Source organism: Antarcticibacterium flavum (assembly GCF_006159205.1).
Classification (GTDB): Bacteria; Bacteroidota; Bacteroidia; order Flavobacteriales; family Flavobacteriaceae; genus Gillisia; species Gillisia flava.
The window spans coordinates 3,450,569-3,477,387 of the sequence record NZ_CP040812.1 but is presented as its reverse complement, the minus strand read 5'-3'; the positions used below and the strand labels follow the sequence as shown (position 1 = coordinate 3,477,387).

Sequence of the window (26,819 nt, the reverse complement as noted above, 5' to 3'; positions counted from 1 at the left end):
GCTATTCTTGCACTAACTTTTAATAATTATCTTAAGGCAATAATTCTGCAGGAAAATCCTGGAAACTTACCGGCCGGAGCCAGCGTTTTATTGCCGGGATGCCAACGGAGGTGAATCTGCTGTCTGTCGAAGCCGGATAAGGCCCCCGTGTGTCATTGCAGGAGATACCTCAACCCCAGTAGGCATTTGGTTAAAGATAATTCTTCCGGCTTTATGTTGTGCCAGCTGAACTGTTTTTTTAAGGCCTTTAAAATCTTCAGACTCTGCCAAAAGGCTAATGGTAAGCTGGCCGTGCAAATTTTCTACAACCTGGTTCACTTGATCAATATCGTTGCAATTTACCAGCATTGTAAAAGGACCAAAAACTTCGGTTTGCAGTTTGTCGTTCTTTAGAAAATGAGCGGCATCCACCTTAACAATAGTTCCTCCGGCAGTGTTGTCATCACTGTCTTTATAATTACTAAGCACCTCAACCCCGGCTTCTGCCAATAATTGCTCTTTATTTTCTTTAAAAGCTTTTTTAATTCCTGAATGCAGCATACACTGTGCATCAATACCTGCTGCTGCCTTAACCAATGCCTGTTCAAAACCTTTATTATTTCCGGTCGTAATTATGATCCCGGGATTGGTACAAAATTGCCCCGCACCAAGGGTGAAGGAACCTGCAAGTTGCTGCGCAATTTCTTCCCCGCGTTTCTCCAGTGCAGTGGAGCCAATGATTACAGGATTCACGCTCCCCATTTCAGCAAATACAGGAATAGGCTCATCGCGTTGTGCGGCCAGGTCATAGAGGGCGCGACCACCTTTCAGGCTTCCGGTAAAACCAACTCCTTTGATCTTTGGATGTTTTACCAGGAGCGTTCCCACCTCGATCCCGGAACTGTTCATATTTGAAAAGACGCCGTCTGGCATTCCGGTCCTTTCAGCAGCTTTAATAACTGCTGAAGCTACCAGCTCCCCGGTACCCGGGTGTGCGGGATGGCCTTTTACAACCACCGGGCATCCTGCTGCCAGAGCACTGGCTGTGTCCCCACCTGCAGTGGAAAATGCAAATGGAAAATTACTGGCCCCAAAAACTGCCACGGGCCCAATTGCAACGCTGGTCTTCAAAAGCCCGGGTTTTGGAAGCGGCTCTCTATCAGGATTCGCTTCATCCTTAAATTCGTCTTTCCAGTTCTCTGTACGTATATAGTTCGCAAAGGCTTTTAATTGATTCACGGTCCTGCCGCGCTCCCCGTTGGCTCTACCATCCGGGAGTCCGCTCTCTGCACAATAGGTTTTGACAAGTTCCTCCCCAATATTCAGGATCTCCTCTCCAATGGCTTCCAGAAATTCAGCTCGTTTCTCAGCTGAAGTAGCTGAAAATTCAGGGAATGCAGCCGCAGCCTTTTCTACTGCAGCGTCCACTTCCTTTTCGGTTGCATTGTGGAACTTATTCAATTTCTTATTTGTCGCGGGATTGGTAGCTTCAAAAACCGAAGATCCTTCGGCTGAAAGTTCCTTCCCTATATAATTCTTTCCTGTTATCATATCCTCTTTTTATTGTAAAACTGTTTCTTCGATCACAGGCCGGTTAGCCACTGCATCGTCAATTATCTTTTGCACCTGTTGCCTCTCTTCCCCTTCAAGCTGAAGTCTTGGTGCCCGCACATTCTCCGTTCCAATTCCGGTTGCCACCTCTGCCAGTTTAATATTTTGTACCAGCTTGGGAACTATATCAAGTTCCAGCACAGGAAGGAACCAGCGGAAGATCTTTCGGGCTTCTTCAATCCTGCCGGCCTTTACAAGTCTATAAATCGCGACAGATTCCCTTGGGAAGGCACACACCAGTCCTGCCACCCAACCATCTGCGCCCATCACCAGGCTTTCCATTGCAATGGTATCCACCCCGGTTAATACCTTCAGCCTGTCTCCAAATCTATTAATAAGCCTGGTGACATTGGTTATATCCCGGGTTGATTCTTTTACCGCCTGTATGTTGTCCTCCTTCAGCAGTTGTTCAAACATGTCAAGGGTGACCTCGATCTTGTAATCAATTGGATTGTTATATATCATTAACGGCAGGGAGGTACTCTTTGCGGTTTGCCTGAAAAATTCCACCGTTTCCCTTTCATCTGCCCTATAGCGCATTGGTGGCAATATCATAATTCCTGAGGCACCATCTTCTTCTGCTATCTCCACTGCCCTGATAGCTCCTTTGGTGGTTTGCTCTGCCACATTCATAATTACCGGCACCCGGTCACCCACGGCTTCTTTCGCAAACCTGGTAAGTTCCCGCTTCTCTTCCGGGGTGAGGGTACTTGCTTCGCCCAAAGTACCTCCCAGGATGATCCCGTTTACCCCTGCCTTCAGCTGGGTGTCCAGGTTGGTTTTGAACATTTGAAGGTCCAGCGTATCTTCTTTGGTAAATTTAGTTGTCAATGCCGGCATCACGCCATTCCAATTCACTTTCATAATTAATTTTATTAAGATTATACGCAAATATGACAATCATTTTATGGATTATATTTTTAAAAAAGACTAATATATGATACTATTGTGCTGTTAACAATAGTATCTAGCAACTTTACTCCATGCCAGTCATTTCCAAACTCGGTACTCTTGGATAATGTGATTTAAACTTATTAAAAAGCTACCCCCCTTCCCTTCTGTAAAAGATTTTCTATCTTAGAAAAGGCAATTTTTCAATTGACTTTTATTTTAAAATACGCCCGGGGAAAAGAATAATAGCTATCTCATCACATTTAAAACTACATCATTATGGACACATTTTGCATTACTTACAATAACTGGAACCCCAAAAAGCAAAAACTTCGGGAAGCTTTATGCACATTGGGCAACGGTTACTTTGGAACCCGGGGGGCTGCAGAAGAAAGTTCAAATGACTCCATCAATTACCCGGGAACCTATCTGGCTGGTGGATTCAACCGGGCAAAAACTAAGGTGGGAGGCCGGGATATTGAGAACGAAGACCTGGTCAATTTTCCTAACTGGCTGTGCTTGAGTTTTAGGCCCGGGGGTGGTAAGTGGCTAAACCTGGAGGAAGTAGAGATCCTGGAATATCAACAAGTCCTGCAAATGAGAAAGGGTATCTTGGAGAGGAAATTCAGTATAAAAGACCAGGATGGCAGGATCACCAGGATTCATAGTCGCCGGCTGGTGAGTATGCAAAATATGCACCTGGCCGGGATCCAATGGCACCTCACCCCGGTTAACTGGAGTGGGGAGCTGGAGATAAGAACAGCACTGGATGGCACAGTTATCAATGATAACGTAGCAAGGTACAGGGAACTGGAAAGCACCCATCTCAAACCCCTTGGAACACAGGTGGAGAAAAACAATATTCTCGTACTGCAGGTACAAACAACCCAGTCCAGATTAACTATGGCGCAGGCTGCAAGAACAAGGTTATTCCACAAGGGAAAGGAGATAAGAAGTGAATTTGAAGCCAACCAAAAGGAGGGGTATATAGAACAACTTATAAGCTTTAAAGCAGAGGAAGGAGAAAAGTACAACATAGAAAAAATTGTAGCCATCCATACCAGCAGAGACCGTGCAGTTAGTGAGCCAAGCCAGGACGCCTGCCAAAATATAAGCAGGGCAGGTAACTTCCAGCAAATGTTGAAGGACCACATAGATGCCTATAAATTCCTGTGGCACAGAGGGGATATTGGGGTGATTGGCAATAAAAAAATTCAGCAATTAACCCGGTTACATATCTTCCACAATTTCCAGACAATTTCCCTCAATACAATTGGCCTGGATGTAGGGGTGCCTTCCCGGGGGCTGCATGGGGAAGCTTACCGGGGTCACATATTTTGGGATGAACTTTATATATTCCCATTTTTGAACCTGCGCCTTCCGGAGGTTACCAGGAGCTTATTAATGTATAGATATTACCGTCTCGAGGAAGCCAGACATGCAGCCAAAAAAGAAGGCTACAGGGGCGCAATGTTCCCCTGGCAAAGCGGGAGTAACGGGAGGGAAGAAAGCCAGATCCTGCACCTTAATCCCGAGAGTGGCAACTGGATCCCGGATAACACCCACCTGCAACGGCATGTGAATTCTGCCATAGCATATAATATTTGGAATTATTTTATAGCTACAGATGATAAGTTGTTCCTATCCCACTTTGGGGCAGAGATGTTCCTGAATATTGCAAAATTCTGGGCGAGTAAGACCACCTTTAATAAAAAAGAAAACCGGTATGAGATACATAAAGTTGTAGGCCCGGATGAATATCATACCACCCTCCCCGGTTCTTCAGAACAAGGCTTAAATAATAATGCCTACACCAATGTAATGGCTGCCTGGGTACTGCAAAAAGCCCTGGAGATCCTTGAACTTATAAAAAAAAGCAGGAAAAGGGAGTTACTGGGGAATCTTACCATAGGTAATGATGAACTCACTTTATGGAAGGAAATAAGTGAAAAAATGTATGTACCATTCCTGGAGGAGGGGATAATTAGCCAGTTTGATGGTTATGAAGGTCTACAGGAATTCCCATGGGAAGAATACCGTAATAAGTATAATGATATACAACGCCTGGACAGGATCCTCGAAAAAGAAGGTGACACCGTAAATAAGTATAAAGCAAGCAAGCAGGCAGATGTACTAATGCTATTTTACCTCTTTTCCAGGGATGAGCTGCAGGCCATCTTTAAAAAGCTGGGAATAAAATTTACAGAAGAGCAAATAAAAAATAATGTGCAGTATTATAAGGAGCGTACTTCCCATGGGTCAACTCTAAGCAGGCTGGTTTTTTCCTGGATACTTTCAAAATTTGATGAGGAGATGTCCTGGGAAAATTTTGAGAAGTTAATAGTTAGTGATTTTGAGGACATCCAGGGTGGTACCACGCCGGAAGGTATTCATCTTGGTGCCATGGCAGGTTCCCTGGATCTTATACAGCGTAATTTTGCAGGCCTGGAGGTAGGGGACCATGCATTATGGATTAACCCGAGAATACCTCCAAATATAAAAGCCATTTCCATGCGGGTTAATTACCGGAACCACTGGATATATATCTCTGTTGACAAAAAGAAACTAAAGATCTCCTTTGAAGAAGGCTGGAGCAATGAAGTGAAGATTGGGGTCATTGATACCCTGCACACTTTCCAGGTGGGAGAGGCGCGTGAATTTAAGCTTTCTCCCTCCCGTGCTAAAGGGAAATAAAAAGTTCATTTTTCCGTGGGGATCCTATTTATAACTACCTTCTTTTAATGTATCGTAATTGTTTTATATAATTTTATGCTGAAATGATCCTTAAGACACTTTTTTCTGATGTCTTTACTCAGGGACCAATTTCCCGCATCTCCCACGCAACCATTTAAAACTTATAGGTCATATAGGTATAAAAGAGAATTAATTCCATTCTGAAAAAAATAAAATGATACAAAGATATTTCCCCCGGGATAATTTCATTTGCCTCTTCCTCATCACCACCCTGCTTTTCTCCTGTGAAGCAACTGGCAATGTAGATTGTATTGATGAGACAAAGATAAGTGAGGGCCCCTGCACCATGGAATATGCCCCGGTTTGTGGTTGCGATGGCAAGACTTACAGCAATCCCTGCATGGCCTCCCGTAATGGGGTGCTAACCTGGAAAGCGGGAGAATGCAATTAATTTTAAGAATAAATCCCATTCCCACTTTTCCCCGGGATTTCCACCGGTCTCATGATGCTTTATTAAAAACAGGAGGGGCAGGTACTTCCCCCAAATTTTAAAGTTATTTTAAAATCCTGCAAAAATTAAAGCTTTATCTTAGCTTATATGCGCGGTACTTGTCAAGCTTCACAAATATTCTTATTGTACCTGGTCCTTTCCATCATGCTGCTATCCGGAAATGGGATCCAGGTTACTGCACAGGTCTTACCTGCACAGGAAACAGAAGAGAATGTAGACCCTCTGGCAGAATTTCCTGAAGATACCCTTGGAAGACGAACCCCCAGGGGAACTGTTAACGGTTACATAAGGGCTGTAGCCGGAGGGGAGGTTTTAAGGGCGAGCAGGTATTTTAATCTACGGGCAGGGATAAGCTCTCAAGAAGAAGCTGAAAATCTGGTTGAAAATCTACAGCGGCTCCTGGATCGCGGGGGAAATATCATGCCCTATACCTGGATAAGCAATGAACCGGACGGTAATACCGGAGATGATCTTCCTCCCGGGGTAGACAGAGTGGGAACAGTAAATATAGAAGAGGAAAGTGTGGATCTTCTGGTGGAGCAAACCACAGGTCCGGATGGGGGCCCTATTTGGTTATTTTCTTCAGAAACTATGGAGATGATCGCTACGGTAAGTCCGGAGGAGGTCCTACCTGTGGAACGTGTGATCCCAGATTTTCTTGAAGAAAGGACCTGGGGTGGAGTATCCATTGCCCAATGGGTGGTCATGCTCCTGCTGGTAGTAGTTGCTTACCTCCTGGCCTGGGGGATCATATGGTTAATTAAATTCCTTATCCCTAAATTCTGGGTTAAAGCCCGTACAGAACCAACCGCAGGAATAATAAAGGCCTTTGCACTTCCAATAAGGATCTATCTTGCTGTATGGCTGTTTGTGATCCTGTCACAGGAGATTGGGCTTTCCATCCTGGTACGGCAGCGATTGAGCTGGATCACCCTCATCATAGGGTTGGTAGCATTACTATTGTTACTTTGGCGACTTACAGATTTCATTGGCAGCTTTAGCAAAAGACGTATGACTATGCGAGGCAATGCGTCGGGAATATCTGTTGTGCTGTTTTTACGTAGAACAGCCAAAGCTGCCATAGTTATTTTCGGGGTTATTGCAATCCTGGGAGCAATTGGAGTAGATGTCACCACAGGACTGGCAGCCCTGGGTATTGGAGGTATTGCCCTGGCACTGGGTGCTCAAAAAACAGTAGAGAATTTTGTGGGAAGCGTCACCCTTATTACAGATCAACCCGTGAGGGTTGGGGATTTTTGCAAAGTTGGGGACACCGTTGGGACGGTAGAGTCCATTGGAATACGCTCCACCAGGATAAGGACCAATGAAAGAACCATAGTCACCATCCCAAATGGGGAATTCTCCTCTACCAGGATAGAGAACTATGCCCACAGGGACAGGTTCCTGTTCCATACCGTCCTGGGAGTAAGGTATGAAACCACCCCAAATCAAATAAGATATTTATTGGTGAAATTAAGGAGGGTGCTTTATGCCCACCCAAAGGTAAGTCCTGATCCTGCAAGAGTAAGATTCATTGGGCTGGGTTCCACCTCTATTAACCTGGAGGTATGGTCCTATATAACTGCTGCCGGGTTTGATGATTTTTTAGAAGTTAGGGAAGACCTCCTTCTTCGGCTTATGGATGTAGTGGAAAAAAGCGGGACAGACTTCGCTTTCCCTTCCCAGACTCTATATTTTGCTAAGGACCAGGGGGTATCATCTGAAAAAAGACAGGAAGCAGAGGAGGAAGTGCAAAAATGGCAGGAGCAAAATGAAATGCAACTCCCCGGCTTTGATCCCAATGAAATAGAGCGGCTTAAAAATTCAATAGAGTACCCTCCCCCGGGATCTGCCAGGGGAAAAAATAAATAGGAAGTAATTAAAGCTCGAGAGTTTAATGGGAAAAATTTATAAAGCCCAAAATATTAGTAATAAAGGAAGCATGATTCTAAATGTCCCATCCTCTATTTTTATCTTTTTTGCGGAAAGATTTGGGCGGGAGAAAAATTCAGAATTTCTGAATAATTATTTTTATTAATCTGAAACATTTAACGCGCTGCTGAAAATAAGTAACTAACCACAGAATACCGGAACTATACCCAATACTCCGGGCCTTCTGAAAAATTATATAAACTATGGAATTTTTTGAATTAATACGTACAGGGAATGCAGGGCAGGTAAAACAGAGACTGGAGGAAGATCCTTCCCTGGCAGAAAAAAGGGATGAAAAAGGCTTCCCGCCGCTCGTCCTTGCCGGCTATAACGGAAATTATGAAGTAACCAAAACTATATTGAATTCCGGAGCCAGTGTGGATGCCAGGGATGTTGCAGATAATACCGCACTCATTGGAGTGAGCTTTAAGGGATATAAAGATATAGCAGAACTTTTAATAGTTAATGGGGCCAATATAAATGCAAAAAATTCCCAGGGAGCAACCGCTCTAATCTATGCAACCATGTTTGAGCAGGAGGAAATCGTGAAGTTGCTCCTGGACCGGGGTGCAGACAGAACCCTGGAGGACATGAAGGGCAGCACTGCCTATCATCATGCCCGTATGAAGGGGAATGAGAAGCTCGCGGAAATGGTGAAGATTTGAATTTTAATCATTATTGTCCTAAAGATCTCGAAACCGCTAGAATTTTTTTTTTAAACGAATCCTCAGTTCGAGGGAATTCTTTCGACCGGGAGGGAGAAGAAATTTGTATCGAGAACTCTTTGGAGTTCGTAATAAACAAGAGGTCTCGATACATTTTTACCTTCCGCTGTCGCTGCAGGTAAAAACACTCGACCTGACGGTTGAATCTCTGAGGAAGTTTTATTTCTTATAACAAACGAATCGTCAGTTCGAGATCCTGATAAAAAATTCTATTAGCGTGAGGTGATGCCGTTTTTCTCCGGCCTACAAAAGTTTATCGTAAAATTTGAAATGAGAGGGGACTGTTTGAGCGCAACGGATTAATCTTACCAGAAAGTATTTGCACGCGAGTTCCTAAAATTTAGCCACCGAATGATAAATTTAGAGAAGCTTTCGTAAGCCTCGACTTTTTTGGATCTTTTCTTGCAACCGACGACCAGAGGGAGAGGATTGCAGCAAAAAAGAACAAGCGGTCTTATGAAATGGGGATAAACTCGATACCTTTTTTTCAAATTTACCGTAAAAAAGTAAGCTCTCATGAAATACGTCAATGGTAGTGAATTTTTTCGACCGGGAGGGAGAAGGAATTTGTATCGGGAACTCTTGGGAGTACGAGAGGTCTCGATACATTTTCACCTTCCGCTGTCGCTAAAGTAAAACAGGTGATGTCTTAATTTTAAACTCCCCTTCTACACTAGAGAATCCCAGATTTAAGTAAATAAAAAAAGCGATGGAAAAATCCACCGCTTTTTTTATTCGATTTTGCAGAAAAATTATTTCTTCTCTGCTACTGCTTTTTTCTCTGCAACCGGCTCGTTAAGCTTTTTACTCATTTCCATTGATATGGAAGACCTGTCAAAAGTGATCTTACCTGCTCCGGTTTCGATAATTACCGCATTATTCTTTTCGCTAAAGTCAATGATCTTGCCATGCATCCCGCTTTTGGTAACGATACGGTCACCTCGTTTAAGCTCGGCTGCAAAATTCTTTTCTTGTTTAGCTCTTTTCATTTGCGGGCGTATCATAAAAAAATACACCACTACAAACATTAGAATAATTGGGGCAAACTGTGATAATTGTTCCATTAAACTGGTTTAAAAACTTTTCTAGCTGGCCGGTGTGGCATCAGTCTCAACAAAAGCTTTGATTCTTATTTTTTCTGAACCACTCTCTGTATTGGCGGTAATATTTACAGTCTTTGTGGTTTGTCCCTGTCCTGAACCATCAAATTTAACAGTCATTTCGCGGGTTTCTCCAGGTGCGATAGACTCATTTCTTGGATAGGTTGGAACTGTACATCCACAAGAGCTGGTAGCATTGGTGATCACCAAAGGAGCTTTTCCAGTGTTGGTGAACTTGAACGTATGCTCTACGTTTGTTCCTCTCTTGATGTTTCCAAAGTCATGCTCCTCTTCTTCAAAGGTCATTTCTGGATAATAAACTGCCTGTGCGTCACGCTCTGCCGCAGTTTCTACATTTTCTGCCTTTACTTTGCTGGAAGCATCGTCCTTACAGGAAGTAAAGAACATAGCACCAATGGCTGCTATTAATAAGATCCCTTTTTTCATAATAATTGAGTTTAAATTTTAAAGGTTAAAAATACTAAATTTTTAGAATTACATAAGACCGCGGCCAATTTTATTTAATCGCTTCTCCTCCTGGTATTCTTTAGAAAGTTTATCCAGGACCCCGTTAATAAAAATACTGCTTTTAGGGGTGCTGTATTCCTTTGCGATCTCAAGGTATTCATTGATAGTAACCTTCACAGGTATGGAGGAAAAATGCAGGAATTCACAAATTGCCATCTTGATGAGAATGGTATCTATTTCTGCAATTCTTTCCTTATCCCAGTTTGGGGTCTTGCCCAGCATCTCCCCTGCCAGTTCCTCATCGTTCACATAAACCTTCCTAAAAAGATTTATAGCAAATTCCTCGTCCTCTTCGCTTTTGAACAGGCCGGGAAGTTTGGCTTCCTGTTTTGAACTTTCCTTAAGTTTATTAAGGAATTTTAGAATAGCGGTGTTTACAAGAGGAAGGTCGTCCAGCCAGGTTAGCTTTGTATCCTCAAGATAATCGTATAATTTTTCGTTAGGGGCAATGATCTCCTTAAGCAACAGGATCACAAAATCTTTATCTTCTTTAAAAGTTGAGGTCCTGGTAGACATATAACTTTCAAAGGCTTCGCTCTTCATGATCTCCTCCCATAGGATAGCAACATATTCCCCATCCCGGTTCCAGTGGGTGATCTTTCTTTCTTCCAGAAGGTCATTAAGGTGATTGTTGTTCTCAAGAATTGCTATGACCCTGTTATCCAGGAATTTCCTGTTCGGGTCTTTATCTTCACTAGTTGCCAGAAATTTTTTCTGTGATTTCTCGAGGTATCTTTCAGAATAGTTCCTTATCTCGATTATCAGTTTCAGCTGTAGCAGAAACAGGTCATACATTTCCTGCATGCTTTTTTGCAGGAATTTCTCTTCCGTCTGGAAATTCGTATTCTGGCTTTGGTGGAATGCATATAGGGACTGCATTACTTTAACTCGAATATGTCTTCTGGTCAACATAGGTGTAAAAGAACTTTTTAAAAATTAGCAGGGCGAAAGAATTCTCTTTCGCCCTGCAAAAATAGCATTTATTTGAAACTACCTAGCATTGTTTTCCGTAAAAAGAGTCTTGACCGCTTCGCTACTGGAATTTAGAGTCTGGACTAAAACCAATTAACTAATAATGAGTAACTTTAATCTCCTTCACTACTTAAAAAGTCTTTACATAGAATCATAAAAACTCGTTGCGCTTTTTGAAGATATCCTCAGGTCAATTGTCCTATGCGGACTACTTACCTAAAATTCTCCTTTTTTCTATCATCAATACGCTGCTGTGCAATTTGCAATGCGGCATAATGGGTAGGGATGTTCTTATCTTCAGCAGTCTTAAGAATTTCAAGGGTGGTATGGTAGATATTTTCAGTCTTTCGCATGATCTCTTTCCTGTCATACCCCTCAAGTTCAGCATACACATTGATGATCCCCCCGGCGTTGATAAGGAAATCTGGAGCATATAGGATCCCTCTTTCCTGTAAAAGTTTACCGTGCACCTTCTCATCTGCCAGCTGGTTGTTTGCTGCACCTGCAATAATAGAGGCCTTAAGCTTATTAATAGTGTCATCATTTATAGTTGCACCAAGGGCGCAGGGAGCGTAGATATCTACAGGCGCAGCATATACATCATCATTATAGATACTGGCGCTGTATTTTTTACTGATCTCCTCCAGGCGCGCAGGGTTGATATCTGCAATAAAAACCTGTGCCCCTTCATTGCTAAGGTGTTCCACAAGAGATTCGCCCACGTGGCCAATACCCTGTACCAGCACCTTTTTCCCGTCAAGATCGTCACTTCCAAATTTATATTTTGCCGCTGCCTTCATTCCCATGAACACCCCGTAGGCGGTAATAGGTGAAGGATTCCCGGCGCCTCCTTTAGATTCAGAGATACCGGTAACATAAGGAGTAACTTCCCTTACAATATCCATATCCTCTGTATCCATTCCCACATCTTCTGCAGTGATGTACTTTCCGCTAAGGGAATGAACAAACTCCCCGAACCTGCGCATAAGTTGCGGAGTTTTTTCGGTTTTGGCATCACCTATAAGGACAGCCTTACCACCACCCAGGTTTAATCCTGTAATGGCGCTCTTGTAGGTCATCCCGCGGGACAGCCTTAGTACGTCGTTCAAAGCTTCCCATTCGCTGTTGTATTTCCACATCCTGGTACCTCCCAGGGCAGGTCCTAAAACAGTATTGTGAATACCTATTATTGCCTTTAATCCTGTATCTTTGTCGTTGCAAAAAACCACTTGCTCGTGATCGTCAAAGGATAGCTGGCCAAATACCGGCCCGCTGGATTTAAGTTCTTTTGCACTTAGCACATCAACTTGCATAGAAATTGTTTTTAACTTTGGATTTTTTCTTTATTGTAAAAATCAGGTTGCAAAAATAATGAATATTTTATTTTCCCCGCTTAATTACTCTCTTAAAATGAGAATTCGGCAATAATGACATATGAAGGAATTAAGACACTTAAATAAATATTTTTATAAATATAAATGGAAATTGATCCTTGGCTTTATTATAACCATAGTGGCCAGGATCTTTGCGTTATACCCGGTCCAATTTATAGGAGATTCCACCAACCTTATTAAGAATTACGTCAATGAGGGAATGTATAGTGCAGATGAGTTCCAGTCCCAGCTCTCCTATTACATCATGCTTATAATTGGCGCCAACCTAATTGCTGCATTCTTCACCTTCCTTATGAGACAGACCTTTATTGTGGTTTCCCGGCATATGGAATATGACCTCAAAAATGAAGTGTATGAGCAATACCAGCGGCTGTCACTTAACTTCTATAAAAAGAACCGTACAGGAGACCTTATGAACCGTATAAGCGAGGATGTCTCAAAGGTCAGGATGTACCTTGGGCCTGCCATTATGTATAGTGTTACCACCCTCACCCTTTTTGTAGTGGTGATTTGGTATATGGTAAGTACGGCGCCCATGTTGACCCTTTATACGGTAGCACCTTTACCCATCTTATCCTTTGCGATATACAAGCTTAGTGTGGCCATACACCAGCGAAGCACTATCGTGCAGCAGTACCTCTCAAAACTTAACACCTTCACACAGGAGAGTTTTAGTGGTATCTCGGTGATCAAAAGTTATGGCCTTGAGCCAATGACCAACAACAATTTTGAAGAACTTTCCAACGGCAGCAGGGATAAGAACCTGGACCTGGTGAAGGTACAGGCTTTCTTTTTTCCGCTTATGGTATTGTTGATTGGCGTTAGTAATACTCTTGTGATCTTTATTGGGGGCCGGCAGGTGATCTCAGGGGAAATCGAAAATATTGGGATCATCGTGGAGTTCCTTTTGTATGTAAATATGCTTACCTGGCCCGTGGCTACCGTGGGCTGGGTGACAAGTATTATTCAACAGGCAGAAGCTTCCCAGGCCCGGATCAATGAATTCTTAAAGGAAGAGCCGCAAATAAAAAATCTGCAGCCGGAGAATACACCTATAGAAGGTGAAATAGAATTCAGGAATGTGAGCTTTACCTATGAGGACACAAATATTACAGCCCTGCGGAATGTTTCCTTCAAAGTTAAAAAAGGAGAGACCCTGGCGATTATAGGAAAAACAGGTTCAGGAAAATCTACCATTCTGGAATTAATTGGAAGATTATATGATGTTGAAGAAGGGGAAATTTTAATTGACGGAAAGGATGTGCAGGATCTCAACCTCGATGATTTACGTAACGGTATTGGCTATGTGCCGCAGGATGCCTTCCTCTTCAGCGATTCCATAAAAAATAATATTCGTTTTGGGAAGACCAATGCATCAGATGAAGAAGTGATCGAAGCTGCCAAAAATGCTTCAGTCCACCGGAATATTGTTGGCTTCAGCAAAGGCTATGATACTGTCCTGGGGGAACGGGGAATCACGCTTTCGGGCGGACAAAAACAAAGGGTATCTATAGCCCGAGCCATCATTCATGATCCGCAAATCCTCTTGCTGGACGATTCACTCTCAGCAGTAGATACAGAGACAGAAGAAGAGATCCTGGGGAACCTGTTTAAAATTTCTCAATACAAAACCACTATTTTGGTAAGCAGCAGGATATCTTCAGCCAAAAATGCCGATAAAATTATTATCCTTGAAAACGGCCAAATCGTTCAGGAAGGCTCCCACCAGCAACTCATTCAGGCGACAGGGTACTACAAAGAACTTTATGCTAAGCAACTAAGCGAAAAAGAAATGTGAAAATTTGTTGCGAAATGTTAAAAATTTTTAGATTTTTGAATATTACTAGAAACAACTATTTAAGAATTATTTTATGAGTGAAAATGGAATGATGGAGAAAGATGAAATTTTCTCTAAAGTATTACGAGCAGGACGACGCACTTATTTCTTTGATGTAAGAGCCACCAAAGCCGATGACTACTACCTCACTATTACTGAGAGTAAAAAATTTACAAATGCAGATGGATCTTTTCATTACAAAAAACATAAAATCTATTTGTATAAGGAGGACTTCGAAGGCTTTACAGAGATCCTTAGCGAAATGACCAACTATATTGTTGAGGAAAAAGGCGAGGAAGTAATTAGCGAAAGACACCAAAAAGATTTCAAAAAGGAATATGAAGAAGCAGAGGTGGAAACCGCCGGCGAAACTTCACCCAAAAAATTTACCGATATTAGTTTTGACGACATATAATCTGGTAAACAAAATTACTTTTAAACCGCTCCATTAATTTGGGGCGGTTTTTTTATCTTGTGGCACCAAAGTAAATTACCCTATGAAATATTTCTTTTACCCCCTCCTGCTGCTTCTTTCGCTGCAGGCCTATTCCCAGGATGACCTGGACCTTAGTTATTACCTCCCGCAGGACATTTCGTATGATGAGAACATTACAAAACCCCAGGAAGTGCTGGGATATATACCCGGCGAGTGGCATGTGACCCACGACCTGCTGCTTTCCTATATGCGGACTTTAGCTGAAGAATCTCCGCGAATCACTCTGGAAACCCGGGGAAAGACCTATGAAGGAAGGCCGCTAATCCTTCTTACCATCACTTCGCCTGAAAATCATAGCAACCTGGAGCAAATACGCCAGGACCACCTGAAACTTACCCGGGAAAACAGCGGCAGCCTGAACACAGCCAATATGCCCATCGTGGTGAACCAGGGGTTCTCCATTCACGGGAATGAGGCCAGTGGTTCCAACGCCGCTCTTCTTGCAGCCTACTATCTTGCAGCAGGACAGGGCCCAAAAATTGATGAACTTCTTGAGAATACCATTATCCTCTTTGATCCTTCTTTTAATCCGGACGGGTTACAGCGTTTTGCATATTGGGCCAACACCAACAGGAGCCACAACCTAAATCCGGACCCGCAGGACAGGGAATTCAGCGAAGTATGGCCGGGTGGCAGGACCAACCACTACTGGTTTGATATGAACCGGGACTGGCTGCCGGCACAATTACCTGAATCCCGTGCGCGAATAGAGACTTTTCATAAATGGCATCCAAATATCCTGACAGATCATCACGAGATGGGCTCCAACTCCTCGTTCTTTTTCCAGCCGGGGATACCTTCAAGGACTCACCCGCTTACGCCGCAAATGAACCAGGATCTTACCAAAGAGATTGGCACCTACCACGCCGCTGCACTGGATAAAATTGGTTCCCTTTATTATACTGAAGAGGATTACGATGATTTTTACTACGGAAAAGGTTCCACCTTCCCTGATATTAACGGAAGCATAGGAATTCTCTTTGAACAGGGAAGTTCCCGCGGGCATGTGCAGGAAACCAATAACGGGCTCCTCACCTTCCCATTCACTATAAGAAATCAATTTACTACCGCACTTTCCACCCTGGAAGCTGCAGTGGGTATGAGGGAAAAGATCCTTAATTTCCAGCGCGATTTTTATGAAAATGCACGCAAGTCGACAGGAAAAGGCGCCTATGTCTTTGGAAATTCCAAAGATCCCGCCACCGCCTGGCACCTGGCAGATATATTAAGACGCCAGCAAATTGAAGTTCATGAGGTTGCCGGGGATTTTGAATCCAATGGCAAGAACTATAAAAAAGGGGCGGCCTATATCGTTCCTAAAAATCAGAGGCAACACCGACTTGTAGAGGCTATGTTCGAAAAAAGGACCAGTTTCCAGGACAGCCTTTTCTATGACATCTCTGCCTGGACCTTCCCCCTTGCCTTCAACCTGGATTTCCAGGAGGAGGTCAACATACGCAATGCAGGCGAAAGGATAGAAGAGCCGGCAAAACCAACGGTCACTGCCCCTGCCCGCAGCGAATACGCTTACCTTATGGAGTGGCATAACTATTATGCACCAAAAGCCCTTAATATGATCCTGGAAAAGGACCTGCGGGCAACTGTGGCTATGCAACCCTTTGCCAGCGGAAACAAATCTTATGACTATGGCACCATACTTATTCCAGTTCAAAATCAGGAACTGGATGCAAACGAGATCTTTGAGTTACTCAAAACAGTGGCTGAAGAAACCGGAGTGGAGATCAATGCAGTAACTACCGGCCTCACTAGCGGGATAACCCTGGGAAGCAATAAATTCAGGCCATTGGAACCTCAAAAGGTTGCAATGATCGTGGGAGACGGGATCACCCCTTATGATGCCGGAGAGATCTGGCACCTGTTTGATCAACGTTACGACATGAAGATCACTAAACTGGACACACGTAATTTCAATCGTGCCGACCTTAGTTCCTATACGGCTATCATCCTTCCCAACAGCTGGGGTGGTGCTCTTGGTAAAAGTGAGGCAGACAAACTTAAAACCTGGGTTCGCAATGGAGGAACCTTAATAGGATATAAAAATACCGCCAACTGGTTCAGGAGCAACGAGTTCATGAAGATGGAGCTTAAGAAGAATGAAGTCAAAGCAGAAAATGTCACTTTTGAGCAGGCGAGAGACTTTAGAGGGGCACAGGGCATTGGAGGAGCGATCTTCCAGGCAAAACAGGACAGATCACACCCTGTGAATTTTGGTTATAAGGATGATAAAATAGCCCTGTTCAGGGATACAACCATTTTCATAGAAGCCGATTCCACCAGCTACAACAACCCGTTACAGTACACAGAGAATCCATTATTAAGCGGATACATAAGCAAGCCTAACCTGGAGTTGATCGCCAACACCGTTCCCTTCAAAAAGACCAATCTAGGCAGTGGTCAGGTTATCCTGTTTACAGATAATACAAACTTCCGGGCATTTTGGTTTGGAACTAATAAGTTGCTTATGAATGCGATCTTCTTTGGGGAGCATATGTAGGTGAAAAAAAGACCGCTGCCGCTGCTAGATGTTAGATGTTAGACCGCTACGCTGTTAGACTAAAGTGTTGTAGGTTGTAGGTTGAAAAAAGTGGAGAGTGGAAAGTGGAAAGTGGATAGTCGGCACGTGTTATATGTCTTTTTAATTCGTGGAATTATAAAGTTTAAATGTAAAATTTATAAGGTCCGGGCAAGCCCGGACCTTCTTTTATGGTATTTTTCAAACTCCGTGGAACCCCCTTTAAAACTCCTCAAAACTCCGTGGTTAAATTACAATTAGCCTCGCAAATACCCTTAATTGTACAATTCAGCAAAATCCAACACCAAACACCAAACACCAAACACCAATCAACAAACACGAAACACCAAACGAAACGGTAAACGGAAAACGGCAAACAGAAAACAGTAAACCTTTCTAACGACTAACGACTAAAGACTAACGACTAATCTCAAAGCTTGATCTTCACCCCTCCATTCACCACAAACCCATCTACAGGAGCATAGATATCCCTGAACTGCGGATTGGATCTTGAGCCGGAATAGATACTGTCGAAGCGGGTTTGACGCGTATCGGTGAAGTTTTCGAAATTGAGGAAAAGAGAGAAATTTTCCCATAACCTTTCCATCATCAACCCAAAGATCCAGTATTCCTGCCCGGTTGTGCCGTCGCTTAGCTTTTGCGGACTGAAGTAATATCCTTCCAAGCCTATCTTCCACTTCTCCTCTACCTCATACATCAGGACATTATTCAGCCGGTGAGTTGCGACCAGGGGCATTTCTGTTTTGATGCCGTTATAGTGCCTGTTGACATCTGCCAGCGTATAGCCGGTGAATAATTTGAAATCGGCATAACCAAATGTGAAATTTGCCTCGATCCCCCTGGTATCAATAAACCCATCCGGCTGCAGGTATTCAAATGTATAAGGGAAAGTATTTACCAGGATAACGGGGTCATCAACCTTTGTATAAAAGAAGAGCAGGTTCCCTGTAAAATCGATAGTTCCCAGTATGCTGTTGCGATAATTTACATCCAGGTTCCCTCCAATGGATCTTTCAGCCTCTGTATTTTCCACATCCAGCGGCAGCACATTCCTGAACTGTCTGCGCTCTGCATCCTCGGTAAATACAGTGGGGGTTTTGTAACCAAACCCTCCTCCCACTCTCGCGGTCCAGTTGGAGTTAAAATTGGCCATGGCAGAGAATCTTGGAAGTACAAACAATCCAAATTCATTGTGATAATCTGTCCTTAAACCCGATTCCAGACTAAGGATCTCTGTGATCTTCCAGGTGTTTTGAAGAAATGCGCCGGTGGTAATGTAATTGTAATCCACTACCCTGGAATTCACATTCTCCTCCTGGTCAAAGCTATCCACCCACAGGTTGGCGCCTATTATCCATTCCAGGTCGGGATTGCCAAAATGATAAGTAGCTTCGTTGAAGGACGCAAACTGTTTCCCGCTAAAAACATAATCAGCAATTTCGATCCTTCGATCAAAAAAGCTAAAACTGTTTTTTATATTTAGATAAGAACCATTTTCAAAATTGGTGCTCAGGGAGGCTCGGGTGGTGATCCTTTCGGTATTATTCTTTTCAAAATACGGGTCCTGCACCTGCCTGCCTTCAATAAAATCAATATCCCCACCAATGCGCTCCTCAATTACGGTGTTAACCCCAATGTCAAGGCTGGTGCGCTCATTGAAATCATAGAACAGGCGAGGGTTGATGGTGTATCTCCTGAATTCAGGGATTGCGGTAAAGCCAACATCTGAAGGGTCATAGGGGGATCCTAGATTATAGGACGCAAAAACATTAGCTCCCAGTTTGCCGTATTTTTCTGAATAAAATCCACTCACATCCAGCCCCAGGGCAGAAGTTCCGTTAAGCAGGAGGTTGAGTTTTCTCTCCTCTCCCGGGGTACGGGAAACCAGGTTCACCAATCCCGCAATAGCCCCCTCTCCATATAGAGTAGATGAAGAGCCCTTGATCACCTCCACCTGTTGCAGGTCCAGCGGCACGATTTGAAGAAGGCTCAATCCACCTGAAAATCCGGAGTATAATGGGAATCCATCCTTAAGCAGTTGAGTGTATTTCCCCTCCAGTCCGTGGATCCTGATACTCGAATTATAGGAGGTGGCAGATGTTTGCTGGGTTTGTATCCCTGTAGTCTCATTAAGCAACATCCGGATATCGCCGGGTTTCATATTACCTTTCTCCTCCAGCTCCTCCCCGCTTATAACCTCCACCCGCGTGGGAAGATCAACAATGGTGCGGCGGGAACGGGTAGCGGCAATGATCACCTCCTCCATCTCCTCCCCTCCCGGCTGCAGGGATATTTGAAATAACCTGTTATGATCTTCAGGAAATTCTACTACCAGCTCTTCATCTTCATAACCAAGGAAACTTATTTGGATAGTATAGGTACCATCAGGCAAATTCTCAATTACCACTACGCCATCTTCATTGGCAGTAGCTCCCATAGTTGTTGCACTTACTGCTACATTGGCCCCAAGTAATGGAGTATTATTTTCTGCATCCCTGATCTCTGCCCGAAAGGTATTTTGGCTATATACCAGCGTTGAAGTGAAAGCAAGGAACAGGAAAAGGAAATTTTTCAGCATCTGAGAATAAGATTTAATTTTCCCAAAATTAAGAACCTCCTGCCACTCTACCTAAGAATTATGAGATTGTGTGTCACTATTGCTGTTGCCGGTTGTCGGTTATCGGTTGTCGGTTGTCGGTTGTCGGTTATCGGTTGTCAGTTGTCGGTTGTCGGTTATCGGTTGTCAGTTAGGTTGTAGGTTGTAGGTTGTAGGTTGTAGGTTGTAGGTTGGAGGTTGGAGGTTGTAGGTTTAGGTTGTGTAGGTTGTAAATTCAAAAAAAAGTGGAGAGTGGAAAGTCGGGACGGGTTATAAAAACGGAATGCACCAAGAAACCTTACTAACGAAAAACAACTCCAGGAAACTCCTTTTTAAACTCCTTAAAACTTCGTGGTTAAATTACAATTAGCCTCGAAAAAATCAGAATTGTAAAGTTTAGCACAATCCCATCACCAAGCAAATTCCAATTCCCAAATTCCAAACCCCAAATACGATTAGCTCAAAAGTATGGAATAAAAAACTCCGTGAAACTCCTTTTTAAACTCCTTAAAACTACGTGGTTAAAGAGACGATTAGTCTCGAAAAAAGAAAAGTCGTTCAAATAAGCAGGAACTAATCTCACTTCTCAATACTAAATACTCAATACTAACTACTACCCTACCCTTAACCCGTTCTCCACCGGAAAGTCAGGATTAAGCAGTACGATGTCATTATCAGGCCCAACAGCTCCAAGCACCAGGCATTCACTCATGAAAGTTGCGATTTGTTTCTTCGGAAAGTTTACAACCGCTACGACCTGCCGGTTTAGAAGGTCCTCCTTTTTATACCGGGTGGTGATCTGTGCTGAAGATTTCCTGATGCCCAGTTCGGCTCCAAAATCAATATGCAGCTTGTAAGCGGGATTCCGGGCTTCGGGAAAATCCTCTACCTTGATGATGGTTCCTATTCGCATTTCTACTTTTTCAAATTCGTTCCAGGAGAGCATGGTTCTAGTTATGAGTTAGGAGTCACTGGCGTCCGGTAAACCAAATTAAATCCTACCTTAATACCATGGAAAAAGGGAGTCCTCGTTTTCGACCCCAGACTCCCTTTAAAGGTTCCACTTAAAGCGGACATTATGGACAAAATTACAAGAAATTCTGGAATGCCAGTTCTCGGACAGCTGTTATCTTTTATTCCCCGACGCAATTTTAACCGTTTAGTTGGCCAATTAGGTACAGATCGCTATACCAAACGATTTACATCCTGGGATCACCTGGTCTGTATGTTGTTTGCGGTTATTGAGAATGTTGGCGGACTACGTGAGTTATGCTCTGGTTTAGCAGCACATAATCAAAGTTTAAAACATTTAGGAATGAGTTCTATGCCATGCAGAAGCACCGTGAGTGATGCTAATATGCGCCGGTGTTCTGAGTTGTTTGAAAAAACCTTTATAAGCATATATAAGCAGCACTATCGTTTTTTCTCGGACAGCAATATACCTAAAAATGAAAAATGGCTCTCTAGGCTGTTTTTGGTTGACTCTACCACTGTTACGTTATTCAAGAATATAATGAAGGCCTGTGGTAACGCTATGGCCAATGGGAGGCGTAAAGGAGGTGTCAAAATACATACAGGAATGTGGCTAAAAGAACAGGTTCCTTCCTTAATAATGATTACTAAGGCAGCGGAAAATGATAAAAATTTTATGCCCCGATTTAAAAAACTTCCTGCACAGACTATTGTAGTTTTTGATAAGGCATACTTAAATTTTGGTTTATTTATTCATTGGAGTAAAAACGATGTCAGTTTTGTAAGCCGACTGCACAAAAGATGCAAAGTAACTTGGGGGAATTATAACCTCTTAACTAAGGAGGATGAGCAATATGGCATATTGGGAGACTGTAGAGCAGAATTAGGGCATAGCCAACAAAAACAAAAAGTAAAATGCCGCATTATAAAGTTTTATGATAACAAAGAGCAACGGGAAATTGAATTTATTACCAATGATATGCAGCTGGCTGCCTGCACTATTGCAGAAATATACAAGCAGCGATGGCAAATTGAACTTTTATTTAAAAGACTCAAGCAAAACCTCAAGATCACCAGCTTTATTGGCGATAATGAGAATGCAATACGTATTCAAATCTGGTGTGCACTTATAGCAGATTTACTGGTCCAAATAGCTCGAAAAGGGTCGCGACGTTGTAGATTATCTTATTCGGTGATTTGCGGGCTATTTAGACTTCATTTAATGAATTATGTGAGAGTTACAGACTTACTTTTAAAATCAGCAGATCCTAACATTTATCCTAAAAATATACAGCTTGCACCTAATCTTTTTGATCTAGGGCCCCCATAGATTGAAAATAAAAATCGAAGTGAGGTAGAATCAAGGTTTATTAAGATTAAATCAGGAAATACTATTTTTACCGGACGCCAGTGAGTTAGGAGTTAGAAGTTAGGAGTTAGGAGTTAAAGATTGGTGGAATTTTGGAGATTATTAAATTTCCAGCAAATCCAAATGATTTCTCGGTATCTATAATTAAATCTAGCCTCTAGACTCTAGATTCCAGACTCTTTTTTTTACTGAACAGATTATCAATCACCCAGGCGGGACCAATTAGCAGGAATTGCAGGTCTTTTAAAAAAGAAGGTTTTTTGCCTTCTACTTTATGCCCATAGAACTGACCTACCCAGGCAACCGCAAAAATGATAATCGAAACCAGCCACAAAGGCGCGACCAGTGATATATAATAATTCCCCACTATACAAAGCACAGCAAAAATTAACACCTTAAGAGCCATTTGCACCTGCAGCCTGAAGTAAAATATCATCACCGGAATGAGCACAACTACAGCCCAATTCTCCAGCATTGGCACGGAACCCGGAAAAATATTTGCCAGAAATCCCGGCGGGATGCTCATTAGCAATCCTACAATAGAAAAGAAAATGGCAGGCACACAAATGTAATGTATAGCCTTGTTAGTCTCGTTCTGGTGGCTTACAGCATATTCTGCGAACCATTGGTTTAGTGGTTTCATATTCGGTTGGCGGTTATCGGTTGTCAGTTGTCGGTTGTCGGTTATAAGTTGTAGGTTGTAGGTTGTAGGTTGAAAGTGGAAAGTGGAGAGTGGAGAGTGGAAAGAGGAGAGTCAGGACCTTTAAAAGTATAAATCCTTTCCTTTACATTGTTCTCTTCACTTAACCTAAAAGCCTGTCCTATTATACATGGCACTTTCTGCAATTCAATTTTCCTGTTCACTTTAAATTCCAAAATGTTGCAACGCAATCAAAAATTCAGCTTCCATACTCTAAATTTCAGATTCTTTTTTCTATTCTCTCTTCTCTTCTCTTGTTTCTTGTTTCTTGTTTCTTGATTCTTATCAGTTGTAGGTTAAAAAAGTGGAAAAGTGGAGAGTGGAAAGAGGATAGTCAGGACCTTTTAAAGGTATGAATTCTCTCCTTTACTTTACCTATTCTCTTCACTTAACATATAAGTTTATCCTGCCATAAATGATACTATATACAATACCGTTTTTTCTTTTCCCTTAAAATCTCAAAGATTTTCTCGCTATACAACACCAGGTCCAGATTCCAGACTCTAGATTCCAGATTCTCTTCTCTCTTCTCTCTTCTCTTGTTTCTTGTTTCTTGTTTCTCAGAAACACATCCAATATACAAAATTGCCGCTATTCCGGTGTAAATTTGTAAATTCAGGATTCAGAAAATTGAATAAAAATGGCAAGAACACCTTCTAATATGCTTCCGCTGGGAACTAAGGCTCCTGATTTTGAATTGATAGATGCAATTACCAACCAGAGGTGCAGCCTTGAAGACCTAAGAGGTGAAAAAGGCACCGTGATCATGTTCATTTGTAACCACTGCCCCTTTGTGAAGCACGTAAATGAGGAAATAGTAAGGGTGGCAAATGATTATCGGGTCCTGGGATTTGGCTTTGTAGCTATTATGAGCAATGACGTTGAAAATTATCCCGATGATCACCCCGACCTTATGTGGAAAGTGGCGCGGAAACACCACTTCCCATTTCCTTACCTGTACGACAGCACCCAGGAAGTGGCCAAAGCCTATGACGCGGCCTGCACTCCCGACTTTTACCTTTTCGATTCCGACCTGAAACTCATCTACCGCGGCCAACTCGACGACTCCCGCCCCGGCAACGGCATTCCCGTTAACGGCAGAGACCTTCGTGAAGCCCTGGATTCCGTTCTAAATAATCGAAAGGTCCAGGCACATCAAAAACCGAGTATTGGGTGTAATATTAAGTGGCAGAGCCCCCGGCCCCCAAAGGGGGAGAGAAAACTTAGGAGTTATGAGGTAGGAGTTATGAAGTCAAATAAAATTCCATGCACCAAATTCCAAAACAGACAAACGGTAAACCGAAAACAGTAAACGGAGAACAGTAAACGGCGATCATTAAACGGAGAATTCTGAAATTTTCTAAAGACTAGCAGCTTAAAAAACTCCGTTAAACTCCCATTTTACCTCCATGAACTCCGTGGTTAAATAACAATTAGCCTCGAAAATAAGAGGATCATTCAACTCAGCAAAAATCCAACTCCATACAACAACAAACCCCAAACTATAAACTCCAGTTCTTAGGAGGCTAATCCATTCCCATTCAAATCTCAATACTCAATACTCATATCTCAATACTAATTTCTAACTTTCTGAAACAATTAACGTCATAAAACCCTGTATTCCTTAATTTTAAGTTCATTTAAAATCATAGCTATGAGCACATTAAGATTAGGAGACAAGGCGCCGAATTTCGATGCGGAAACTTCAGAAGGAAAGATCAATTTCTACGATTACCTGGGAGACAGCTGGGGAATCCTCTTTTCCCACCCGGCAGATTACACCCCGGTGTGCACCACCGAGCTTGGCGCGGCTGCCAAATACAAGGACGAGTTTGAAAAGCGGGATGTGAAGATGATGGCCCTGAGTGTAGATGGTGTGGAATCCCATAAAGACTGGATCAAGGACATCAACGAAACGCAGAATACCACGGTGAATTTCCCGATTATAGCCGATGAAGACAGGAAAGTATCAGATCTTTATGATATGATCCACCCGAACGCCGATGATACCCTTACAGTAAGATCGGTTTATGTGATAGGGCCGGATAAGACCATCAAACTTATGATCACCTACCCTGCCAGTACGGGACGGAATTTTGAGGAATTACTTCGGGTAATAGACTCCCTGCAACTAACCCTAAATCACAAAGTAGCAACTCCCGCGAACTGGAAACATGGGGAAGATGTGGTAATAAGCCCATCGATCTCCAATGAGGATGCAAAGAATATGTTTCCGAAAGGCTTTAAGGAAATCAAACCTTACCTGCGAATGACTCCGCAACCCGAGGGGCGCAATGGACAGCCGCAAGCTTCAGGCAAATCTGGTGATGAAGCAAGTAAGATATTTCCGAAAGGGTTTAGGGAATAGCCCCCTGGCAATCCCCTAACCCCCGAAGGGGGAACCACACGCCCTATTGTCATCCTGCGGAGCGCCTTTTCGGCGTGACTAAGGATCTCTGGCGGAGGATGAATGGAGTAGTTAGAGTTGAGAAGCTGCGGGAGGAGAAGCGCTTTAGAACTCTATTTATACTTACTTAGACGAGCTAAACCTCACAGGTTTTTTGAAACCTGTGAGGTTTTCTTCAAGAGTTCAATTGTCATTCTTTAGATAAATTTCCCAAAGAAACCGCACAAAAAAACCTGCCAAACAGCAGGTTTTTATATTCATATTATAACTCCCCATTCTTTACTCCCCCTTCGGGGGCTGGGGGGATTATTTTACCGCTACCAGCTCCACATCAAAGATAAGTGTAGCGTTTGGAGGGATCACTCCTCCTGCACCGCGTTCTCCGTATGCCAAATGTGACGGGATCACAAATCTGGCCTGGTCTCCTACATTCAATAACTGGATACCTTCATCCCAACCTGAGATCACGTGCCCTTTCCCTAATGGAAAATCTATTGGCTGATTCCTCTTATACGAAGAGTCAAAAACCGACCCGTCAGGAAGCATTCCTTTATAGTGAACAGAAACGGTTTGCCCTTTTTCTGCTTTGGGTCCGTCGCCTTTTTGTTCTATTTTGTATCTAAGACCACTGGAAGTCTTTTCGAAGCCCTGTGAAAGTTCTCCCATAAGTTCTTCCTGCTGCTTTTTCGCTGCTGCTTCCCTTTCGGACTTTGCACCATTGAACTTGCGGAATTCCTCAACCGCATTGAAGTTCTCTGCAGCTTCTCCTTCTCTTATGATCTCTAATTTCTCGATCTTATCACCCTGCTTAATGGCATCTACCACGTCCTGACCTTCTACCACACTTCCAAAAACCGTGTGCTTCCCGTCAAGCCATGGAGTAGCCGTATGGGTAATAAAAAACTGACTCCCATTGGTGCCCGGCCCGGCATTGGCCATGGAAAGTTTTCCGGGTGTATCATGCTTAAGCTCAGGATGCATCTCATCTTCAAAGTTGTACCCTGGTCCGCCGGTACCGTTTCCTTTAGGATCTCCTCCCTGTATCATGAAATCGGGGATCACACGGTGAAATTTAAGTCCGTCGTAATATGGTTTCCCCTGTGGGATGGCTTTGTTCTCCAGGTTCCCTTCAGCTAAACCTACAAAGTTCCCAACTGTTCCCGGGGTTTTTTCGTATTCCAGTGCTACAAGTATTTCACCTTTTGAGGTGTGAAATTTAGCATATAATCCTTCTTGCATAATGCTTGTTTTTGGTTTGAGGGTGCAAAGATAGTTTTTTTTTAGTCGTTAGTCTTTAGTCGTTAGGCGTTAGTGGAACGTTGGGGTTTGTTGTTTGGGGTTTTCTGTTTTCCGTTTACTGTTTTCTGTTTTCCGTTTACCGTTTACCGTTTACCGTTTGCTGTTTGACCTATGAAAAGTTGACCAATTCTACTTTTTTCGAGGTTAATCGTATTTAACCACAGAGTTTAAAATGAGTTTAAAAAAAGGAGTTTCACGGAGTTTGTTTGAACCGTTAGCCTGTAGTCGTTAGAAAGGTTTTCCGTTTACCGT

19 protein-coding genes and 1 pseudogene are annotated in these 26,819 nt (G+C 43.0%); 10 read left to right on the top strand and 10 right to left on the bottom strand.

Going from position 1 to position 26,819, the window contains the following annotated elements:
• Positions 1-87: 87 nt before the first annotated feature.
• Positions 88-1,530, bottom strand: coding sequence for an aldehyde dehydrogenase (NADP(+)) (locus tag FHG64_RS15160; RefSeq protein WP_246054139.1), 1,443 nt, complete (start codon positions 1,528-1,530; stop codon positions 88-90).
• A gap of 9 nt (positions 1,531-1,539) precedes the next feature.
• Complete coding sequence (locus tag FHG64_RS15155) at positions 1,540-2,454, bottom strand: dihydrodipicolinate synthase family protein (protein ID WP_139067197.1); 915 nt, start codon at positions 2,452-2,454, stop codon at positions 1,540-1,542.
• A 306-nt stretch (positions 2,455-2,760) separates the two neighbouring features.
• Here FHG64_RS15155 and FHG64_RS15150 point away from each other — a divergent pair, with 306 nt between their 5' ends.
• The 4 genes from FHG64_RS15150 (at position 2,761) to FHG64_RS15135 (ending at position 8,283) form a co-directional block, all read left to right on the top strand.
• The gene (locus FHG64_RS15150) at positions 2,761-5,175 is read left to right on the top strand and encodes a glycoside hydrolase family 65 protein (protein WP_139067196.1); all 2,415 of its coding nucleotides are present in this window, start codon (positions 2,761-2,763) and stop codon (positions 5,173-5,175) included.
• A gap of 214 nt (positions 5,176-5,389) precedes the next feature.
• Positions 5,390-5,626, top strand: a complete 237-nt coding sequence (locus FHG64_RS15145; protein ID WP_139067195.1) for a Kazal-type serine protease inhibitor domain-containing protein — start codon at positions 5,390-5,392, stop codon at positions 5,624-5,626.
• A gap of 147 nt (positions 5,627-5,773) precedes the next feature.
• Complete coding sequence (locus FHG64_RS15140) at positions 5,774-7,558, top strand: mechanosensitive ion channel family protein (protein ID WP_139067194.1); 1,785 nt, start codon at positions 5,774-5,776, stop codon at positions 7,556-7,558.
• Between the two features lie 263 nt (positions 7,559-7,821).
• Entirely contained in the window at positions 7,822-8,283 is a 462-nt protein-coding gene (locus FHG64_RS15135) for an ankyrin repeat domain-containing protein (RefSeq protein ID WP_139067193.1), read from the top strand.
• An 812-nt stretch (positions 8,284-9,095) separates the two neighbouring features.
• Here FHG64_RS15135 and yajC read toward each other — a convergent pair.
• The 4 genes from yajC to FHG64_RS15115 all read right to left on the bottom strand — a co-directional run bounded on the left by yajC (position 9,096) and on the right by FHG64_RS15115 (position 12,256).
• Entirely contained in the window at positions 9,096-9,407 is a 312-nt protein-coding gene (gene yajC, locus FHG64_RS15130) for a preprotein translocase subunit YajC (protein WP_139067192.1), read from the bottom strand.
• 21 nt (positions 9,408-9,428) lie between these two features.
• Positions 9,429-9,890: a DUF1573 domain-containing protein gene (locus tag FHG64_RS15125; protein WP_139067191.1), complete on the bottom strand. Its 462-nt coding sequence runs from the start codon at positions 9,888-9,890 to the stop codon at positions 9,429-9,431.
• A gap of 48 nt (positions 9,891-9,938) precedes the next feature.
• Positions 9,939-10,883, bottom strand: coding sequence for a transcription antitermination factor NusB (gene nusB, locus FHG64_RS15120; RefSeq protein WP_139067190.1), 945 nt, complete (start codon positions 10,881-10,883; stop codon positions 9,939-9,941).
• Positions 10,884-11,155: 272 nt separating this feature from the next.
• A complete protein-coding gene (locus FHG64_RS15115) occupies positions 11,156-12,256 on the bottom strand; it encodes a Glu/Leu/Phe/Val family dehydrogenase (RefSeq protein WP_139067189.1) in 1,101 nt (366 codons plus the stop codon).
• A 121-nt stretch (positions 12,257-12,377) separates the two neighbouring features.
• Here FHG64_RS15115 and FHG64_RS15110 point away from each other — a divergent pair, with 121 nt between their 5' ends.
• From FHG64_RS15110 to FHG64_RS15100, 3 genes are all read left to right on the top strand, one after another.
• A complete protein-coding gene (locus FHG64_RS15110; protein ID WP_139067188.1) occupies positions 12,378-14,135 on the top strand; it encodes an ABC transporter ATP-binding protein in 1,758 nt (585 codons plus the stop codon).
• Positions 14,136-14,208: 73 nt separating this feature from the next.
• Complete coding sequence (locus FHG64_RS15105; protein ID WP_139067187.1) at positions 14,209-14,589, top strand: PUR family DNA/RNA-binding protein; 381 nt, start codon at positions 14,209-14,211, stop codon at positions 14,587-14,589.
• Positions 14,590-14,671: 82 nt separating this feature from the next.
• The gene (locus tag FHG64_RS15100; protein ID WP_139067186.1) at positions 14,672-17,185 is read left to right on the top strand and encodes a M14 family metallopeptidase; all 2,514 of its coding nucleotides are present in this window, start codon (positions 14,672-14,674) and stop codon (positions 17,183-17,185) included.
• A gap of 448 nt (positions 17,186-17,633) precedes the next feature.
• Here the strand turns inward: FHG64_RS15100 and FHG64_RS15095 are convergent, their stop codons facing one another.
• Complete coding sequence (locus FHG64_RS15095; protein ID WP_139067185.1) at positions 17,634-19,802, bottom strand: TonB-dependent receptor; 2,169 nt, start codon at positions 19,800-19,802, stop codon at positions 17,634-17,636.
• Between the two features lie 631 nt (positions 19,803-20,433).
• Entirely contained in the window at positions 20,434-20,766 is a 333-nt protein-coding gene (locus tag FHG64_RS15090) for a tRNA-binding protein (RefSeq protein ID WP_139067184.1), read from the bottom strand.
• Between the two features lie 132 nt (positions 20,767-20,898).
• Here FHG64_RS15090 and FHG64_RS15085 point away from each other — a divergent pair, with 132 nt between their 5' ends.
• Positions 20,899-22,122 (top strand): IS4 family transposase, encoded by a 1,224-nt coding sequence (locus FHG64_RS15085; protein ID WP_139067183.1) that lies wholly within the window; start codon positions 20,899-20,901, stop codon positions 22,120-22,122.
• Between the two features lie 196 nt (positions 22,123-22,318).
• Here FHG64_RS15085 and FHG64_RS15080 read toward each other — a convergent pair whose 3' ends face one another.
• On the bottom strand, positions 22,319-22,804 hold the full coding sequence (locus FHG64_RS15080) for an Mpo1 family 2-hydroxy fatty acid dioxygenase (protein ID WP_139067182.1): 486 nt from the start codon (positions 22,802-22,804) through the stop codon (positions 22,319-22,321).
• Positions 22,805-23,501: 697 nt separating this feature from the next.
• Here FHG64_RS15080 and FHG64_RS15075 point away from each other — a divergent pair.
• Both FHG64_RS15075 and FHG64_RS15070 read left to right on the top strand, forming a co-directional pair.
• Positions 23,502-24,056, top strand: a pseudogene (locus FHG64_RS15075) (thioredoxin family protein); the annotation flags it as partial.
• Positions 24,057-24,515: 459 nt separating this feature from the next.
• Positions 24,516-25,229, top strand: a complete 714-nt coding sequence (locus FHG64_RS15070) for a peroxiredoxin (RefSeq protein WP_246054138.1) — start codon at positions 24,516-24,518, stop codon at positions 25,227-25,229.
• Between the two features lie 345 nt (positions 25,230-25,574).
• Here the strand turns inward: FHG64_RS15070 and FHG64_RS15065 are convergent, their stop codons facing one another.
• Complete coding sequence (locus tag FHG64_RS15065; protein WP_139067180.1) at positions 25,575-26,507, bottom strand: peptidylprolyl isomerase; 933 nt, start codon at positions 26,505-26,507, stop codon at positions 25,575-25,577.
• Between the last annotated feature and the right edge of the window lie 312 nt (positions 26,508-26,819).